16 protein-coding genes are annotated in these 16,509 nt (G+C 65.6%); 7 read left to right on the plus strand and 9 right to left on the minus strand.

The genetic code is table 11. The features are described from left to right. The first annotated feature begins 61 nt into the window (after positions 1-61). Positions 62-1,462 (plus strand): sugar porter family MFS transporter, encoded by a 1,401-nt coding sequence (locus ACWPW1_RS02110; RefSeq protein WP_059313226.1) that lies wholly within the window; start codon positions 62-64, stop codon positions 1,460-1,462. Between the two features lie 78 nt (positions 1,463-1,540). Then, positions 1,541-2,026, plus strand: coding sequence for a UPF0158 family protein (locus ACWPW1_RS02115; RefSeq protein WP_323149659.1), 486 nt, complete (start codon positions 1,541-1,543; stop codon positions 2,024-2,026). Here the strand turns inward: ACWPW1_RS02115 and ACWPW1_RS02120 are convergent. The 5 genes from ACWPW1_RS02120 to ACWPW1_RS02140 form a co-directional block, all read right to left on the minus strand. After that, on the minus strand, positions 2,023-2,547 hold the full coding sequence (locus ACWPW1_RS02120) for a glycine cleavage system protein R (RefSeq protein ID WP_434775558.1): 525 nt from the start codon (positions 2,545-2,547) through the stop codon (positions 2,023-2,025). The genes ACWPW1_RS02115 and ACWPW1_RS02120 overlap by 4 nt on opposite strands. Before the next feature lie 59 nt (positions 2,548-2,606). Beyond that, positions 2,607-3,665, minus strand: a complete 1,059-nt coding sequence (locus ACWPW1_RS02125; protein WP_271653652.1) for an HAD family hydrolase — start codon at positions 3,663-3,665, stop codon at positions 2,607-2,609. A gap of 136 nt (positions 3,666-3,801) precedes the next feature. Continuing rightward, the gene (tcuC, locus tag ACWPW1_RS02130) at positions 3,802-5,082 is read right to left on the minus strand and encodes an MFS transporter (RefSeq protein WP_271653653.1); all 1,281 of its coding nucleotides are present in this window, start codon (positions 5,080-5,082) and stop codon (positions 3,802-3,804) included. A gap of 219 nt (positions 5,083-5,301) precedes the next feature. After that, positions 5,302-7,035 (minus strand): OPT/YSL family transporter, encoded by a 1,734-nt coding sequence (locus ACWPW1_RS02135; RefSeq protein WP_434775559.1) that lies wholly within the window; start codon positions 7,033-7,035, stop codon positions 5,302-5,304. A gap of 72 nt (positions 7,036-7,107) precedes the next feature. After that, a complete protein-coding gene (locus ACWPW1_RS02140; RefSeq protein WP_434775560.1) occupies positions 7,108-8,022 on the minus strand; it encodes a LysR substrate-binding domain-containing protein in 915 nt (304 codons plus the stop codon). A gap of 287 nt (positions 8,023-8,309) precedes the next feature. Here ACWPW1_RS02140 and ACWPW1_RS02145 point away from each other — a divergent pair, with 287 nt between their 5' ends. Both ACWPW1_RS02145 and ACWPW1_RS02150 read left to right on the plus strand, forming a co-directional pair. After that, the gene (locus tag ACWPW1_RS02145; RefSeq protein WP_434775561.1) at positions 8,310-9,290 is read left to right on the plus strand and encodes an aldo/keto reductase; all 981 of its coding nucleotides are present in this window, start codon (positions 8,310-8,312) and stop codon (positions 9,288-9,290) included. Between the two features lie 65 nt (positions 9,291-9,355). After that, the gene (locus tag ACWPW1_RS02150; RefSeq protein ID WP_167348550.1) at positions 9,356-9,508 is read left to right on the plus strand and encodes a hypothetical protein; all 153 of its coding nucleotides are present in this window, start codon (positions 9,356-9,358) and stop codon (positions 9,506-9,508) included. Between the two features lie 99 nt (positions 9,509-9,607). Here ACWPW1_RS02150 and ACWPW1_RS02155 read toward each other — a convergent pair whose 3' ends face one another. Genes ACWPW1_RS02155 through ACWPW1_RS02165 form a run of 3 tightly spaced genes read right to left on the minus strand, consistent with a single transcriptional unit; the run spans position 9,608 to position 11,708 of the window. Then, complete coding sequence (locus tag ACWPW1_RS02155) at positions 9,608-10,588, minus strand: DUF3618 domain-containing protein (protein WP_434775562.1); 981 nt, start codon at positions 10,586-10,588, stop codon at positions 9,608-9,610. Then, a complete protein-coding gene (locus ACWPW1_RS02160; RefSeq protein ID WP_059313235.1) occupies positions 10,585-10,998 on the minus strand; it encodes a phage holin family protein in 414 nt (137 codons plus the stop codon). Before ACWPW1_RS02160 ends, ACWPW1_RS02155 begins: the two co-directional genes overlap by 4 nt. Next, positions 10,995-11,708 carry a hypothetical protein gene (locus tag ACWPW1_RS02165; RefSeq protein WP_323149376.1) on the minus strand — a complete coding sequence of 238 codons (714 nt, stop codon included), beginning with the start codon at positions 11,706-11,708 and terminating at the stop codon, positions 10,995-10,997. Before ACWPW1_RS02165 ends, ACWPW1_RS02160 begins: the two co-directional genes overlap by 4 nt. Before the next feature lie 372 nt (positions 11,709-12,080). Here ACWPW1_RS02165 and ACWPW1_RS02170 point away from each other — a divergent pair, with 372 nt between their 5' ends. Beyond that, positions 12,081-12,611, plus strand: coding sequence for a Dps family protein (locus ACWPW1_RS02170; RefSeq protein WP_059313236.1), 531 nt, complete (start codon positions 12,081-12,083; stop codon positions 12,609-12,611). Here the strand turns inward: ACWPW1_RS02170 and ACWPW1_RS02175 are convergent. Further along, positions 12,593-13,846 (minus strand): substrate-binding domain-containing protein, encoded by a 1,254-nt coding sequence (locus ACWPW1_RS02175; protein ID WP_434775563.1) that lies wholly within the window; start codon positions 13,844-13,846, stop codon positions 12,593-12,595. The two genes, ACWPW1_RS02170 and ACWPW1_RS02175, sit on opposite strands and share 19 nt — an antisense overlap. A 184-nt stretch (positions 13,847-14,030) precedes the next feature. Here ACWPW1_RS02175 and xylA point away from each other — a divergent pair, with 184 nt between their 5' ends. Next, positions 14,031-15,347, plus strand: coding sequence for a xylose isomerase (xylA, locus tag ACWPW1_RS02180; RefSeq protein WP_454252306.1), 1,317 nt, complete (start codon positions 14,031-14,033; stop codon positions 15,345-15,347). Positions 15,348-15,464: 117 nt separating this feature from the next. Continuing rightward, positions 15,465-16,466 (plus strand): D-xylose ABC transporter substrate-binding protein, encoded by a 1,002-nt coding sequence (xylF, locus tag ACWPW1_RS02185; protein ID WP_059313239.1) that lies wholly within the window; start codon positions 15,465-15,467, stop codon positions 16,464-16,466. The last annotated feature ends 43 nt before the right edge of the window (positions 16,467-16,509 follow it).

Genomic DNA, 16,509 nt, shown 5'->3' on the forward strand with positions numbered 1-16,509 from the left:
GCGCGGGTGGATCAGGTCGTCGCCGCGATCCCTGCCCTGGCAAAACAAGAAAGGATTTCCCATGCTCGCTTCATCACCCTCGCTCGCCACTCCCGTGGCGGCCACCCCGCGCAAGGGGCTGGTCGTGCTCATTGCCGTGATCGCCGCCCTGGGTGGCCTGCTGTTCGGTTACGACACCGGCATCATCGGCGTCGCCCTGCTCGGCCTTGGCCGCGAATTCGCCATGGACGACACCGTCAAGCAGCTGGTGACCGGCGCCATCATCTTTGGCGCCCTGTTCGGCTGCCTCGGCACCGGCCCGATCTCCGATCGGCTCGGCCGGCGCAAGACCATCATCGGCGTGGCCCTGGTGTTCGCCCTGGGGTCGGTGCTCTCGGCACTGTCGCCCAACGTCACCCTGCTGATCCTGTCGCGCTTCCTGCTCGGCCTGTCGGCTGGCAGTTCCACCCAGATCATCCCGGTCTATATCGCCGAGGTGGCGCCACCGGAGCACCGTGGCAAGCTGGTGGTGCTGTTCCAGTTCATGGTGGTGTTCGGTATCACCGTGGCCTATTTCACCGGTTTCGCCCTGGACGAGCACTGGCGCTGGATGTTCGGTCTCGGCCTGGTGCCGGCGCTGATCCTGCTGGCGGGCATGGCAGTGCTGCCGGAGAGTCCGCGCTGGCTGCTGGTCAAGGGTCGTGAACAGGATGCCCTGGCGGTGCTGGAACGGGTGCGGGGTGGCAGGACCGCGGCCGAGGCCGAACTGGCCGAGATCAAGACCGTGAGCAACGCGCCGGAAGGCAACTGGAGCGATCTGTTCTCGCCGTGGGTTCGGCCGGCCCTGCTGGTGGGCGCCGGCATCGCCATGTTCTCGCAGATCACCGGCAACAATGCCCTGATCTACTACGCACCGACCATCCTCACCCAGGCCGGTTTCTCCGACCAGACCGCGGTGCTGGCCACCGGCTGTAGCACCATCCTGGTGGTGATCATGACCGTGGTGGGCAGCTTCCTGGTGGATCGCATCGGTCGTCGTCGCTACCTGCTGACGCTGATTCCCGGCTCCATCGTCGCCCTGGCGATCATGGGTTACCTGTTCCAGGGTGCCGGTCCCCAGACCGATGTCGAGCGCTGGACGGTGGTGGCCTGCCTGGCCGCCTACCTGATGCTCAACTGCGGCGGCTTCGGCGTCTGCATCTGGCTGATCAACGCCGAGGTCTATCCGTTGTTCGTGCGCGGCAAGGGCGCCAGCGTCGGCGCCTTCAGCCACTGGGGCTTCGACCTGCTGGTGACCCTCACCACCCTGAGCCTGGTGACCAAGCTGGGCGCCGCCCACACCTTCTGGCTCTATGCCGGCATTTCCTTGGTGGCCCTGCTGTTCATCTGGCGCCTGGTGCCGGAGACCAAGGGCAAGAGCCTGGAGCAGATCGAGCACGACCTGCGCGAACGGCGCTTCTTTCCCTATCAGCGGAAGGGCTGAACGCCAGCTCCGGTGCTAGGGTCGCAACAGGAGCGGAGATAGAGCTCCGCTCCTGTTCGCCTGTGCCGGAGTCCTGCCATGCGCCCCCTCACCCTCGACCTCGATCTGCTGGCTGCCGCCCTCGACAGCCGGGAGCGAGGTACCCACTTCCTCGATCTCGAAAGCGGCGCCCTGCGTCTGCTCGACCCGGACGACCTCAGTCTGGAAGAGCGCGAGGAGCTGGAAGATCCCGAACGCTACCTGCCGTTGCCGCGGCTGACCCAGGACGACCGCCTGGAGCTGCGCGAAGCCTTTCTGCACCAGTTGCGCCATCCCCACGCCCAGCCACTCTTGCGCGCTGCCCTGGAGAGCCGGCGGCCGATCCGCACCTTCGACTACGAGCTGGAGCTCTTCCCCTCGGTACGCGACGCCTGGCAGGCCTTCGCCCTGAGTCGCCTCAAGGAAGAGCTGCTGGTGCTGCTGGACGAAGCCGGCCTGGAGGCCCTGCCGGCGGATGGCCGGCTGCCACTGCCGGACGATATGCCCGAAGGCATCCGGCGGCGGTTGGAGAAGGGACGCAGTTAGTCGTGCCCGTGCCGATAGAGCTTGAGCTCCACCATCAGGTCGTCGGTGAGGGTTTCCAGATGGGTCTGCAGGGTTTCGAGGGCCAGGTCCGCCGGTAATGCCAGCAGGGCGGTGGCATGGAACAGCACCTCGCTGCTCATGGGCGCCGGGCGCGTCTCGGTGGACAGGCGTTCGACATTGACGCCGACCTGATGCAGCGCCCGGGTGATGTCGCGGACGATGCCGACGCGGTCGTTGCCCAGGAGGTCGAGCTGCACCAGCGGTGCACCCACCGCAGCCGGCTGGCCCGGCTCGCCCACCAGGATGCGCAGGCCGGGAATGGCCAGCTGTTGCAGGGTCTCCACCAGACCGTTGCGCAATTCCGGCTCGACTTCCACCGAGAGGATCCCGGCGAACTGCCCTGCCAGATGGGCCATGCGGCTCTCCAGCCAGTTGCCGCCCTGGGCGGCCACGCAGTCGGCCAGGGCTTCCACCAGACCGGGACGATCAGGGGCGATGACGGTCAGGACTAGGTGTTCCATGGCGGGCTCCAAGGCAGGCGAGGGGTGCCTGCAGTCTAGCCCGCCAGGCGGACGCTGGCCTACTGGATATCCTCGGGTTTGACGATCACCCAGTGCTTGTCGGCGTTGACCGCCACGCCGGCCTTGGCCTGGCCCTCGGCGTTGCTCTTCATCATCGCCTCGATCTGGGTGCGGTACTTGGCCTTGCGATCGATCCACAGGTGGATGCCACCTTTGGCACCGTCCACGCCCTGGAACAGCATGGGGCCGTCGCTGACCGGGGTGTCACCGCCCACCAGGATGGGTTTCTTCCAGGGATCTATGTAGGTGAGGATGGCCGCGTACTTGCCGGCGAACCAGGTGGCCGGGGTCCACAGATAGGGCGTGACCTGCAGTCTGAGGTTGGCCTTGGGATCGTACTTGCCTTCGGCGATCTGCTTGCGGGCGGTGGTCAGCTGGCCGCTGACGGGGTCCTTGAGCAGGGTGCTGACGCCAATGACGTTTTCCGGCTTCACGCCATAGCCGTAGCGCGGATCGGCGGCGATCATGCGCACCAGCTCTTCGTGGGCGGCGCTGATCACATAGACCTCGATGCCATTCTCCATCAGCTTGTGATAGAGCTCCTGCTGGCCGGTGAAGGGCTTGGGCGGATTGACCTCCACCGTCTCGACCTTGTCGTCCTTGCCGTAGTAGGTGGCCGGGATCGGCTTGCCGTAGGCCATCAGTTCGTCGACATAGCCCTTGAGCTGCTGCAGGGTGAAGCCGGAGAACACCTGGGCGACCCAGGGATAGCAGACCAGGTCGTCGATCTCGCAGAGCCGGTAGTAGTAGCTGTTGAGGCTTTCCTGGTGGCCGCCGACGTCCTTGAAGGGGATCAGCTTGAGCGAAGGATCCAGGGTCTCGCGGGTCAGCACGCCCTTCATTTCCAGGAAGGGCAGCAGGGCCTCTTCCAGGTCATAGCGGTAGCTGGTGTTGTCCATGTCGAACACCGCGTAGTTGCCCTGGTTGGCATTGGCGGCGATCAGGGCATCGAGCTGGCGGGCGGCATCGGCCGGCCAGTGGGTCAGCTCGGTGGCAGCGGCGGTAAGCGACAGCAGGCCGCCGGCCAGACCGGCGAGAAGGCGGGGAAGGGAAGACATCGGTGGGCTCCGGCACAGCGACCACCCAGTGCGGTCGCCTGGCTGCAACCCTAGCAAAAGGCTGTTACAGATCCGTGTGAGAGACGACCCGTGCGAATGCGAGAGCGGCAGGACCTGCCGCTCTGCGACAGGGCTATCAGGCCGCCACGGTCTTGAAGCGCGGCTCGGTGTTGCCCTTGAACAGTGTCAGGGTCGCGACCAGGCCGAGCACGGCGGCCAAGGTCAGCCACATGCCGGGGGCGGCCTTGTTGCCGGTCTCCTGGATCAGCCAGGTGCAGACCATCGGGGTGAAGCCGCCGAAGGTCGCGGTGGCCAGGCTGTAGGCCAGGGAGAAGCCAGTAGTGCGCACATGGGCGGGCATCACCTCGGTCAGGGCGACCACCATGCCACCGTTGTAGGTGCCATAGAGGAAGGACAGCCACAGCTCGACCATCAGCAGGCGCGAGAAGCCCGGGGCGTGGGTCAGCCAGATCATCGCCGGGTAGGCGGTGAGGATGGCCAGGACCGTGGCGAAGATCAGCAGCGGACGACGGCCGACGCGATCGCTCAGGGCGCCCATCACCGGCAGCCAGATGAAGTTGGACACGCCCACGCAGGCGGTCACGATCAGGCTGTCCAGGGCGGTCAGGTTCAGCTCATGCTTGCCGAAGGTCGGGGTGTAGGCGGTGATCAGGTAGAAGGAGGCGGTGGTCATGGAGACCATGGCCACGCCGGCCAGCACCACGCCGAAGTTCTGGCGGATGGAGGTCATGGTCTCGCGGAAGGTCGGGCGATGCTTGCGCGCCTCGAATTCCGGGCTCTCTTCCAGGGAGCGACGGATCATGAATAGGAAGGGCACGATCAGGCAGCCGATCAGGAAGGGAATGCGCCAGCCCCATTCACCCATCTCGGCGGGCGACAGCCAGTGGTTGAGCAGCGCGCCCAGCACGCCGGCGAAGACCACCGCGACCTGCTGGCTGGCGGACTGCCAGGAGACGAAGAAGCCCTTGCGCCCAGGGGTGGCGATTTCCGACAGGTAGACGGACACGCCACCCAGCTCCACGCCAGCGGAGAAGCCCTGCAACAGGCGGCCCAGCAGCACCAGCAGCGGCGCGGCGACGCCCAGGGTGGCATAGCCCGGCACCACGGCGATCAGCAGGGTGCCCAGGGCCATCAGCATCAGGGTCACGATCAGGCCGTGACGGCGACCGTGCCGGTCGATATAGGCACCAAGGAAGATGGCGCCCAGCGGCCGCATCAGGAAGCCGGCGCCAAAGGTGGCCAGCGACAGCATCAGGGAGGCGAGTTCGTTGTCGCCGGGAAAGAAGGTCTTGGCGATGGCCGTGGCATAGAAGCCATAGACCATGAAATCGTACATTTCGAGGAAGTTTCCGCTGACGACGCGGAACACGGATTTGGCTTTCGAGGTGGTGGCCATGACTGCTAGCTCGATTGGGTTTGTTATGGAGACAGCTCGCGCAAAGGGCGCCCAGGCCTCTGTAGGTGGGTCGCGCTATTTGTAACCATATGTGTTGCAAAACTGCGCTGGCAAGCTGAATCGGACCGGAACCCCCGAAATTGCTGACTTTGAAAGGTTGCTGAAAGATTCGAGACATTACGTCTGGAAATTATTGTCCAGTTGACAAGATGTCGCAGCTCAGTTGAAGAACATCTGCCAGAACGCCGCGCCCACGCCGGCCAGGCTTTCTCCCGCGATGAGACCCGCGGCGGCCGCCAAGGCGAAGCGCTCGGCCACGCCTGGTGCTCGCCAACGCACCAGTGCAGTGAGCAGGGCGCCCAGGGTCATCATCAGCGACACCGAGGCCGGCAGGATGAAGGCCAGGCCCAGGGCCGCCGAGCTGGGCAGCCAATGGGCGCGCCGCGCTGGCAGCAGGGCTTCGGCCAGGCCCAGCAGCAAGCCGGCCAGGGCGCCGAGGACGATGCCCAGCCGCATGGCGCCATCCAGTGCACCCAGGCCCTGGGTCAGGGTTTCCGCCACTGCCTTCCACTGGGCCACCGCTGGCGCTGGCCAGGCGGCACTGAGCAGGAGTGCCTGGGGATCGGGAATCAGCACCTGGTAGGTGAGCACCCCGGTCACCGCGCCCAGTGCGATGCCCAGGCACTGGGCGACCACCTGCTTGGCCGGGGTGGCGCCGATGGCCTTGCCGACCTTGAAGTCGTTCATCAGGTCGGTGCTCTGGCCGGCCGCGCCACCGGCGGTGTTGGCGCCCATCAGGTTGATGTTGACCTGGCCAGGGGCGGCCAGGCCGAAGGTCAGCTGCGACAGCTGGCCAATGGCACCGATGGGCGGGATGCCGGTGGCACCTACCACCCGCGCGGCCATGGCGGCGAGAAAGAGCGCCAGTGGCAGGGCGATCAGGGCGAGCCAGGGATCGATGCCGAACAAGCGGACCTGCAGCGTCACCACCAACAGCGCGGCGACCACCAGCAGCGCCAGCGGCCAGGCCCGCGGCCGGCGCCAACCCCGGCGCTGCCGCTCACCGCGAGGCAGCGTGATCAGACGTACCGCCAGCGAGGCCAGGGTGGCGCTGACCATCAGACTCACCCCCGGCCAGAGCAGCCATTGCACCAGGAATCCATATTGCGGACCGCTGGCGTCCGCCGGCAGGTCGGCAACGCCGCTGGCCAGCAGCCAGGGCGCCACGCCCGCCCAGGCCAGCAGCGTACCGAGCAATAGCGACAGCCCGACGCGCAGACCGATGATGCCGCCGAAGCCGAGCAGCAGCAGGGAGGGATCGAAGCTGAAGGTCAGTCGCTCCAGCGCGGGCGAGGGCGCTGCCCGCGGCAGTGCCCAGGCGAAGGTATCCACCAGCTTGACGGCTGCCGACAGCGCCAGCGCGCCCAGCAGTACCCGTAGCCGGGCCAGGGCCTCGGCGCCGCTGGCATAGACCTGGCGCAGTGCTTCCAGGGTGGCCAGGCCCTCGGGAAATTTCAAACTGGCATCGGCCAGCAGCAGGGGGCGCAGATACCAGGCCACCCAGATACCGAGAAAACTCACCGCGAACACCCAGCCCATCAGCGGCAGGGTCGGCAATTGCTGGCCGGTCAGCAGGGTATAGGCGGGGATGGGCGCCACCAGCCCGCCGGAGACGATGCTGGCGGCCGCCGAGGCCACGGTCTGGTTGATGTTGCTCTCGTGCAGCGTCCAGCCCGGTTGCTGCAGCCGTCGCCCGAGACGATGCCAGAGGCCATAGCTCACCAGCAGGGCGATGATCGACATGTTGAACGACCAGCCGATCTTGAGCCCGGCATAGACGTTGGCGGGTGTCAGCAGAATGCCCAGCAGCGCACCGGTAAGCAGCGCCCGGGGGCTGAGTTCGCGGGTCACTGGCTGGGGCTGATCGAGCTGGGCGGCAGTGGCGTCGGACACGACGGGCTCCTTGGTCGTGGAATCAACGGACGTCGTCAGGGGACCCCTGGGCGCGCCGGTTGGTTCACCCGTTCAAGGGTGGCGCTCGGTCCAGGTCTGGCGCAGGGCCTCGATCAGCTGGCGCAAGCCTGGCGGGGGCTGGCGTCGACTTGGGTAGTAGATGCACAGCGGCGCGCCGGGGGAAGCCCAGTCTGGCAGCACCTGCTCCAGGCGCCCGTCGCGCAGTTCCCCGGCCACGCGCCATTCCAGGCAGTAGGCCAGCGCCAGGCCGTCGAGGGCGGCCTGGATCGAGGTCTCGGTCTCGTTGACGGTGAGAGGCCCTGGCACGTCCAGGGTCCGGGTCGTGACACCGCTGCCCAGCTCCCAGCGATAGAGGGTGCCATTGCCCAGTCGCAGGCGTACGCAGCGATGCTCGGCGAGATCCTCCGGCTGTCCGGGCCGACCGTGGCTGGCCAGATAAGAGGGCGCGCCTACCACGATCCAGCGCAGTTCGTCGGTGAGCGGCAGGGCGACCATGTCCTGGGGCACGGTGTCGCCATAGCGGATGCCGGCGTCGAGGCCATCGGCGACGATGTCCACCGGGCGATCTTCGACGCTGATGTCCAGTTGCAGTTGCGGATAGGCCGCCAGCAGCTGGGGCAGGGTAGGGGTCACCAGCAGACGCGCCGCATCCCGCGGAACGCTCAGCCGCAGCCGGCCCACCGGGGCGTCGCGGTGCTGGTCCAGCTCGCCCAGGGCATCGCCGATGAGGGCGAAACCCTGCTCCAGCTTTTCCGCCAGCGCAGCGCCCGCCAGGGTGGGCACTACCGAGCGACTGGTGCGGTTGAGCAGCTTGACCCCCAGGCGGGTCTCCAGCTGACGTAGCGCATGACTCAGCGCCGAGGTGGTCACCCCCAGTTCGATGGCGGCCTGGCGAAAGCTGCGGCGGCGGACCAGGGCGACGAAGACGTTGAGATCGGCCAGTTCGCCGCGATTGAGGGTCGGCATGTACAGTCCTCGCACGATAAGAGCCTGTCCAAAGCGTGCTGCGCGTCGGCCAAACGGCCTTGAAAATGCCCTGGAAGGCCAGCCCCGTCGGAATGCTCATTTACCATTCGTAAACTCGAACGCGAGTCCGATCCGCTTCCTCAGGCATTTTCGCCTTGTTTGTCTCTAGCTCGCGAGCCTTTGAACAGGCTCTAAGGGTCAAGAGTTCGTTGAGCCCCATTCAACGCCTTTTGAATTAGCCTCACAAGGTTAATCCTTCCGACTGGCGTCTTCGCCTGGAGATCTCTATGAGTGAAACCCTGCGCATCCCGGGTATCGACACCCCCGTTTCCCGCATCGGCCTTGGCACCTGGGCCATCGGTGGCTGGATGTGGGGCGGCACCGACGAGGCCCGTTCCATCGAGACCATTCGTGGCGCCGTGCATGGCGGCATCAACCTTATCGACACGGCTCCGGTGTACGGCTTCGGTCGTTCCGAGGAAATCGTCGGCAAGGCTTTGGAGGGCATCCGTGACCAGGCGGTGATCGCCACCAAGGTCGCCCTGGAATGGCCGGACGAACAGGTGCGTCGTAATGCCAGCGCGGCACGCATCCGCCAGGAGGTGGAGGATTCACTGCGCCGCCTGCGGACCGATCGCATCGACCTCTACCAGGTGCACTGGCCCGATCCCCAGGTGCCCCATGAAGAAACCGCTCGCGAACTGGAGCGGTTGCGGCAGGAGGGCAAGATCCTCGCCATTGGCGTGAGCAACTATTCGCCCGAGCAGCTGGAGGCCTTCCGCCAGTTCGCCAACCTCTCCACCGTGCAGCCGCCCTATAACTTGTTCGAGCGTGCCATCGAGGCCGATGTCCTGCCCTATGCCCAGCGCCACGGCCTGGTGGTGCTCGCCTATGGCGCCCTGTGCCGCGGGCTGCTGTCCGGGCGCATGAACGCGGAGACCCGTTTCGACGGCGACGACCTGCGCCAGGGCGATCCCAAGTTCCAGCCGCCGCGCTTCGCCCAGTACCTGGCAGCCGTGGAGGCCCTGACTGCCTTTACCCGCGAGCGCCATGGCAAATCGGTGCTGGCCCTGGCGGTGCGCTGGATCCTCGATCAGGGACCGACCATCGCGCTCTGGGGCGCCCGCAAACCCGAGCAGTTGCAGGGGTTGGACGAGGCCTTCGGCTGGCAGCTGTCCACCGAGGACTTGGCCGCCATCGACGCCATCCTCGCCGAGCACGTCAAGGACCCCGTGGGGCCGGAATTCATGGCGCCTCCCTTGCGTTGACCTGCGGTAGGGCACCCTGGCCCCGCCCCGTTGCCTAATGGATTCAGCCACAAGAGGTGAGCATCATGGCCAAGCGCGACGATCTCGACCACAAGCCGGAAAACGCTGGCAAGGTCGGCGAGACCCACAAGGAACTCAATCAGGGCGGCGAAGAACAGCGTCCGGAAAATCACCAGCGGCCCGAGCAGTCCAAGGAAAATCCGGATCCGGGCTACTAAGGCCGCGATGATCGACACAACAAAGGCGCACCGGTCCAGACCGGTGCGCCTTTGCTTTTGGTGCTGGGGTCGTTCCCTGACCCCGACGGTGTCGTCTTGTTAGAGGCTACGCGGGGTGGCCATGCCGCTTTCGTCGCCCACCGCACCCGGTGTATTGCCGGTGGCTGCCGTCCGCCCGACGTTCATGCCCGCCGTGGCCTGGGTAGCGCCCAGGGTGCTGCCGGTGCCTGCCGCCGGTGAGCCGGCCATGGATTCGACTCCGGCATCGGGATCGTTGCCCAAGTTCCTGGGTTTGGCCTGGTCGCCATCGTCATGATTACCCTGACGAGCCCCGTCGGCCACTTCCCGGCCGGTGGCCTTGACCTGCTCGTAGCCGCTGCTGGCCACCTTCTTCGCCTTCGACGTGAGCTTGTCACTGTGTTTGCCCAAGGCGCGGTTTTCAGTCTCGGTCCGCGGCAGCGAGGCACCTAGTAGAGCACCGAGCGCGATGCCCAGGGCCCCTACCACCAGGGGCTGTTCACGCAGCAGGGTATCGAAGTTGCCCTTGAGCTGTTGCGCCTGGGCGCCAAGGGCATCCTTGGTCTGCGCCGCCGTGTCGGCCAGTCGCTCGCCGGTCTCGGAAGCCTTAGCCGACACCTGATCACTCAGACCGGCGACCTTGTCGCGTGCATCATGACTGCCCCGATTCAACGAATCGCGGGTATGCCCGGCGCCCTCGGCGACCGACCCCATGGCTCGGCCCAGGCTTTCACTGGCACCGGCCAGCTTGTCCTTGAGCGGACTACCCGCGCTGGCCGGGGCCGGACTACGGTTCTGCCCAAGCGCCAGCCACAGGAGGCCCACCGAGGTGAGCACCGCCGGTACGGGATTGGCCTTGAGGGTATTGCCCAGGTTATGGGCGAATTCGCCGCTGTGGCCCTTGGTGTAGGACAGTGCCTGATCGAACAGCTGGCCGGGTGAGAGCCGGCTTTCCAGCGCTCCTACCAGGTCTTCTATATGCCCGCGCTTCTGATCGATTTCCCGTTCAAGTTCTTCGGGATTCTTTTGGGACTCGTGGTCGACTTGATTGGCGATGCTCATTGCGCGGCTCTCCGTACGGCGTCCTTGTCCTTCTGCAGGCTGTTGACGGTGCGATCAGGGGTGAAGTGGGCCGGCTCGAACTGCTTCTTGCCCGACTGCAGCATGATGAAGCCGATCACCATGACCACGGCGCCCACCAGCAGGGCGGCAGCCCAGGGCGTCAGGTACTGGGAGAGGAAGTAGACGACGCCCATGAGCAGGACGATGAAGCCGGCCAGCAACACGATGGCACCGGCCGCCACGCCGGCGACGCCGGCCTTGGTGGTGCGCAGGGATTCGCCCAGTTCGGCCTTGGCCAGCGCCAGTTCCTTGGTGAACAGCGCCGGGACCTCTTGGACCAGTTGCTTGACCAGGCCGACGACCGAGGTATCGCCCTCGGTGGGCCGCGGAGTGGGATTCTCGTTGATCATGGCTGCTTGTCTCCGCTCAGAGTGGGGCGATCCAGTTGGCTGGATGCGGTACCGGTGGTCAGGCTGCTGTCGCTACGGGCCGGGTTGATCGCCGCGCCGCCAATGGGGTCGCCGCTGCGCGTCGTGGTTGGCGTATGGACGTCAGGACCCTTGGGAATATTGCTGGTATGGATGACATCGGCACCGGCTGCCGGCTCCACCAGTTCGTTTTCCGCTGCCACTGACGGCGTGGTCAGCGAAGGCACCTCGTCCGGACCGCTGGTGCGGTGAGTACTGCCGGTGTCCGGCTGGCTGGAGGCCTTGAGAAAGCGCGACAGGCCAAAGCCGATGGCGATGCTGCTGGTGAGAAACAGGGCCGGGTTGTCCCGGGCCAGGGTGCCGGCCTGATGCAGCAACTGCTCGGCGCTCTTGCCCCGGAGGTCTTCCGCCAGTCCAGTCAAGCTCTGCGCCATGTCACTGACATAGTGCGCCAGGCCCAGGGTGTCCTTGTCTTCGAGTTCCTCGGCGGCGGCCTGAGCGCTCTGGGCGATCGCACCAAGCTGATCGGCTGCGGTATCGCGGTAGTGTTCATAGTGCGCGGCGCCTTCTTGCTTGGCGTCCTGTACCGTGTCCCGAGCGACATCTTTCAGGTCGTGCAGATGGGCTTCGGCCGAAGAGCCTTCCGTGGCCTGGGAACGGGATCCATTCGGCGTATCGAGGGGATTCGTCATACTTGGGTACCTGTTGCAGAACCTTGTAGTGGCCGGCAGAGAACTCTCGGCGACCGTTCGTGTGCCTTACCTTTAAGGTGACCGGGCGGAAGGACACACAGTTCGCGCCAGGTGGTCGTTTAATGGCACAACGGACAAACGGCTTTACCTACAACGCTAGCTACAAGCGTAGCGGCAAGCCCCGGCGTGGCCTCTAGGGCGGACAATGAAACGCAGTCGCAACGGTGGCGACCATTCGTCTTGCCCATGATGGCGATACAGGAATTCGATGAACGATTTTTCCTTTGCCGGGGTCGATTTCCACAGACGTTGATGTTCGCGCCACTACAGCGAACCCCCTTTTTTCTTTCACGTCCTGACAGGAGATCTCTCATGGCCGTTGCCAATGCCAAGCAAGAACTCAAGACCGTTTCTAACGTCAAGCAGAAGGCCCATCAGGGCGAAGACGCCACCCTGCAAAACCAGCAGGCCGTCGGCGAAGCCCTGGCCGTGCTGCTGTCCGATGTCTTCGCGCTGTACATCAAAACCAAGAACTACCACTGGCACATGAAGGGCTCGCACTTCCGCGACTACCATCTGCTGCTGGAAGAGCAGGCCACCCAGCTGTATGGCATCACCGACCTGATCGCCGAGCGTGCGCGCAAGATCGGTCAGCCCACCGTGCGCTCCCTAGAGCAGATGGTGCAGCTCAAGCGCCTGGCCAGCAGCGACGCCACCGACCTATCGGCCGATCAGATGCTGACCGAGCTGCATGATGACAACCAGTCGCTGGCTGCCTACATGCGCACCACCCATACCCTGACCGACGACGCCAACGACGTCTCAACCACCAGCCTGCTGGAAGAGTGGATCGACCAGGCCGAAGAGCGTGCCTGGTTCCTGGGTCAGACCGTCGGCAAATAAGCCACGGTCGCTTCCTGAAAGCCCGTCTCCGGACGGGCTTTTTCATGGGCGTCTTTCAGCGCCACGGGGCGCTGCTGATACTGCCGGGGCGTACAGCCGAATTCGCGGCGAAACACCGAGTGCAGGTACTGCGCCGAGGTGAAGCCGCAGCGCCGGGCGACCTCGGCCAGGCTCGGCGTCTCTTCCTGCAGGGCGACCGCGGCCGCGACCAGCTTGAAGCCGAGAATTTCGTCATGGACGCTGCGCCCCAGCTCGCGGCGAAAGGACATCTCCAGCGCTGACCGGGAGATGCCCACGTAGCTGGCCACCTGGGCGGTCTTGATGCCCTGGCAGGCGTATTGGCGAATGAAGTGCAGGGCGCGCATCACCTGGGGATGGCGCACCGCCTGATGACGACTGGAGGCCTGGATGTTGATTCCTTCGGGCGGGATCAGCACCCGTGGTGCGCCGAGTTCGACGCCGTGCAGTCGCTGATGCAGCAGTCGCGCCGCCTCGCGGCCGATGGCCTCGGTCCCCTGGATCACCGAGGTCAGGGGCACGCGGGTCAGGGTGCGCGCCAGCGGATCGTTGTCGATGCCCACCAGCGCCACCTGTTCCGGCACCGGGATGCCGGCCGTGAGGCAGGCCTGCAAGAGCTGCCGGGCCCGGGCATCGGTGACGGCCAGGATGCCCACCGGCTTGGGCAGCGCCTGCAGCCAGGCGATCAGCTGCTCCACGGCCGTGTCCCACAGCGGGGCACTGGTTTCCAGGCCGCGATAGATTTCCACCGGCAGGCCATCGCGGCGGAGCAGGGCGGCAAAGGCCGCTTCGCGTTCGCCGGCCCAGCGATTGGTGTCGGCAGCTGGCAGGCTGAAGCAGGCGAAGCGAGTCAGCCCGGCTTCGATCAGGTGGTCGTAGGCCAGCCGTACCAGGGCGGCGTTGTCGGTGGCGACATAGGGAATGTCGGGCGGGTAGTCGCCTGGCGCGGCATAGGAGCCGCCTACGGCCACCACCGGCAACTTGCTGTTCGCCAGGGCGGCGCTTACCGCAGGGTCGTCGAAGTCGGCGATGATGCCGTCGCCCTGCCAACGCTCGATGCCCTTGAGCCGGCAGAGGAAATCCTCCTCTAGGAATAGATCCCAGCGCGCACGGGTGCCGCTCAGGTAGTTGCCGATGCCGGCCAGGATGCCGCGATCGTAGATCTTGCTACCGTTGAACAGCAGGGCGACACGGTGCACGGGCGGCTGGCTGGGCATGGCGGATTTCCGGCAGGAAGCGCGTGTGGGGCTCCAGACTACGACCGGCGAGCCCGCCCCTCAAGCAGCAAAATCGCACCTGGCCCTGGTGATTTTCACAATAGGCAGCCCAGGTGGCGGCGCTACCATCGACGTAAACCGGTACGCCGTATCGGGTGCGCTAGATAAGAACAAGGACAACGCCATGGCTTATTTCCCCAATGTCGAGAAGGTCCGCTACGCCGGGCCCGACAGCGATTCCCCGCTTGCCTTCCGCCACTACGAGGCCGATCGCCTGGTCATGGGCAAACCCATGCGCGAGCACCTGCGGATGGCGGTCTGCTACTGGCACACCTTCGTCTGGCCGGGTAGCGATGTCTTTGGTCAGGGCACCTTCCGGCGGCCCTGGCAGGCGGCGGGTTCGCCCCTGGAACAGGCGCGCGCCAAGGCCGCTGCGGCCTTCGAATTCTTCAGCAAACTGGGCGTGGACTACTACTGCTTCCACGACACCGACGTCGCCCCCGAAGGCGCCAACTTCACCGAGTACCGCGAGAACTTCGCCCGCCTGGTGGACGAGCTGGAACGTCACCAGAGCGAGTCCGGCCTCAAGCTGCTGTGGGGCACCGCCAACTGCTTCAGCCATCCGCGCTACGCCGCCGGCGCTGCCAGTAACCCCGATCCGGAAGTCTTCGCCTGCGCGGCCACCCAGGTCTGCACCGCGATGAACGCCACCCACCGCCTGGGCGGCGAGAACTATGTGCTGTGGGGCGGTCGCGAAGGCTACGAGACCCTGCTCAACACCGACCTTGCGCGCGAGCGCGAGCAACTCGGCCGCTTCATGCAGATGGTGGTGGAACACAAGCACCGCATCGGCTTCCAGGGTGATCTGCTGATCGAGCCCAAGCCCCAAGAGCCCACCAAGCACCAGTACGACTACGATGTGGCCACTGTCTTCGGCTTCCTGCAGCAGTTCGGGCTGGAGAAGGAGATCAAGGTCAACATCGAGGCCAACCACGCCACCCTGGCCGGCCACAGCTTCCAGCACGAGATCGCCAGCGCCGTGGCCCTGGGCGTCTTCGGCAGCATCGACGCCAACCGTGGCGATCCACAGAACGGCTGGGACACCGACCAGTTCCCCAACAGCGTCGAGGAAATGACCCTGGCGATCTACGAGATCCTCAAGGGCGGTGGCTTCACGCGCGGCGGCTTCAACTTCGACGCCAAGGTGCGCCGCCAGAGCCTGGACGAGGTGGACCTGTTCCACGGCCACGTAGCGGCCATGGATACCCTGGCACTGTCCCTGGAGCGCGCCGCAGCACTGCTGCAGGACGACCCCCTGGGCAAGTTCAAGGCCGAGCGCTATGCCGGCTGGGAGCAGTCCCTCGGCCAACGCATCCTGGGGGGCCAGCTGAGCCTGGAACAACTGGCCGAACACACCTTCAGCCAGGGCCTGGCGCCCCAGCCGGTGAGCGGTCGCCAGGAAATGCTCGAAGGCGTCGTCAACCGCTATCTGTATCGCTAGCGGCCGCGAGAGTGGGTTGGCAGAAATGCCTGCCTGACCCGCTTGTGCAAGACCGCTGAATCGTTACACTCGAACCCGTTCGCCTGCTCCACAACAACAATAACCAAGGACGCCATCATGAACTTCAAGACGACCCTTCTCGCCGGTCTGCTCGCCCTGTGCACCACCGGTTTCGCCCAGGCCGACGCCCAGCATCCCAAGATCGGTTTTTCCATCGACGACCTGCGCCTGGAGCGCTGGGCCCGGGACCGCGACTATTTCGTCGCTGCCGCCGAGCAACTCGGGGCCAAGGTCTATGTGCAATCCGCCGACGCCAACGAGCAGCGCCAGCTGTCGCAGATCGAGAACCTGATCTCCCGCGGCGTGGATGCCATCGTCATCGTGCCCTTCAACGCCACGGTGCTGAACAACGTGGTGGCCGAGGCCAAGAAGGCCGGGGTCAAGGTGATCTCCTACGACCGTCTGATCCTCAACGCCGACATCGACGCCTATATTTCCTTCGATAACGAGAAGGTCGGCGAGATGCAGGCCAATGGCGTGCTCAAGGCCCAGCCCAAGGGCAACTTCTTCCTGCTCGGCGGCGCGCCCACCGACAACAACGCCAAGATCCTCCGCCAGGGCCAGATGAAGGTCTTGCAACCGGCCATCGACAAGGGCGACGTCAAGGTCGTCGGCCAGCAGTGGGTCAAGGAGTGGAACCCGACCGAAGCCCTGGCCATCGTGGAGAACGCCCTGACCGCCAACGACAACAAGATCGACGGCATCGTCGCCTCCAACGACGCCACCGCCGGCGGCGCCATCCAGGCCCTGGCAGCGCAGAAGCTGGCCGGCAAGGTGGCCGTGTCCGGTCAGGACGCCGACCTCGCCGCCATCAAGCGGGTGATCGCCGGGACCCAGACCATGACCGTCTACAAGCCGCTCAAACTAATCGCCTCCGAGGCGGCCAAGCTGTCGGTGCAACTGGTGCGCAACGAGAAGCCGGCCTTCAACTCCAGCTACGACAACGGCACCAAGAAGGTCGACACCCTGCTGCTCACCCCCACCGAGCTGACCAAGGACAACGTCGACCTGCTGGTCAAGGACGGCTTCTACACCCAGGCCCAGATCGACGGCAAATAACCACTGGCCACCAGCTGGCCGCCTGACGCCTGGCGTCGGGCGG

This window comes from Pseudomonas sp. Marseille-Q7302 (assembly GCF_965111925.1).

Excerpts from the sequence above, each read along its gene's own strand:
- ACWPW1_RS02145 (WP_434775561.1), top strand. The coding sequence starts at position 8,310 with ATGAGTGAAACCCTGCGCATCCCGGGTATCGACACCCCCGTTTCCCGC.
- ACWPW1_RS02165 (WP_323149376.1), bottom strand. The coding sequence starts at position 11,708 with ATGACGAATCCCCTCGATACGCCGAATGGATCCCGTTCCCAGGCCACG.
- ACWPW1_RS02170 (WP_059313236.1), top strand. The coding sequence starts at position 12,081 with ATGGCCGTTGCCAATGCCAAGCAAGAACTCAAGACCGTTTCTAACGTC.
- ACWPW1_RS02140 (WP_434775560.1), bottom strand. The coding sequence starts at position 8,022 with ATGCCGACCCTCAATCGCGGCGAACTGGCCGATCTCAACGTCTTCGTC.
- ACWPW1_RS02115 (WP_323149659.1), top strand. The coding sequence starts at position 1,541 with ATGCGCCCCCTCACCCTCGACCTCGATCTGCTGGCTGCCGCCCTCGAC.
- xylF (WP_059313239.1), top strand. The coding sequence starts at position 15,465 with ATGAACTTCAAGACGACCCTTCTCGCCGGTCTGCTCGCCCTGTGCACC.
- ACWPW1_RS02150 (WP_167348550.1), top strand. The coding sequence starts at position 9,356 with ATGGCCAAGCGCGACGATCTCGACCACAAGCCGGAAAACGCTGGCAAG.
- ACWPW1_RS02125 (WP_271653652.1), bottom strand. The coding sequence starts at position 3,665 with ATGTCTTCCCTTCCCCGCCTTCTCGCCGGTCTGGCCGGCGGCCTGCTG.
- ACWPW1_RS02175 (WP_434775563.1), bottom strand. The coding sequence starts at position 13,846 with ATGCCCAGCCAGCCGCCCGTGCACCGTGTCGCCCTGCTGTTCAACGGT.
- xylA (WP_454252306.1), top strand. The coding sequence starts at position 14,031 with ATGGCTTATTTCCCCAATGTCGAGAAGGTCCGCTACGCCGGGCCCGAC.
- ACWPW1_RS02160 (WP_059313235.1), bottom strand. The coding sequence starts at position 10,998 with ATGATCAACGAGAATCCCACTCCGCGGCCCACCGAGGGCGATACCTCG.
- ACWPW1_RS02110 (WP_059313226.1), top strand. The coding sequence starts at position 62 with ATGCTCGCTTCATCACCCTCGCTCGCCACTCCCGTGGCGGCCACCCCG.
- ACWPW1_RS02120 (WP_434775558.1), bottom strand. The coding sequence starts at position 2,547 with ATGGAACACCTAGTCCTGACCGTCATCGCCCCTGATCGTCCCGGTCTG.
- tcuC (WP_271653653.1), bottom strand. The coding sequence starts at position 5,082 with ATGGCCACCACCTCGAAAGCCAAATCCGTGTTCCGCGTCGTCAGCGGA.
- ACWPW1_RS02155 (WP_434775562.1), bottom strand. The coding sequence starts at position 10,588 with ATGAGCATCGCCAATCAAGTCGACCACGAGTCCCAAAAGAATCCCGAA.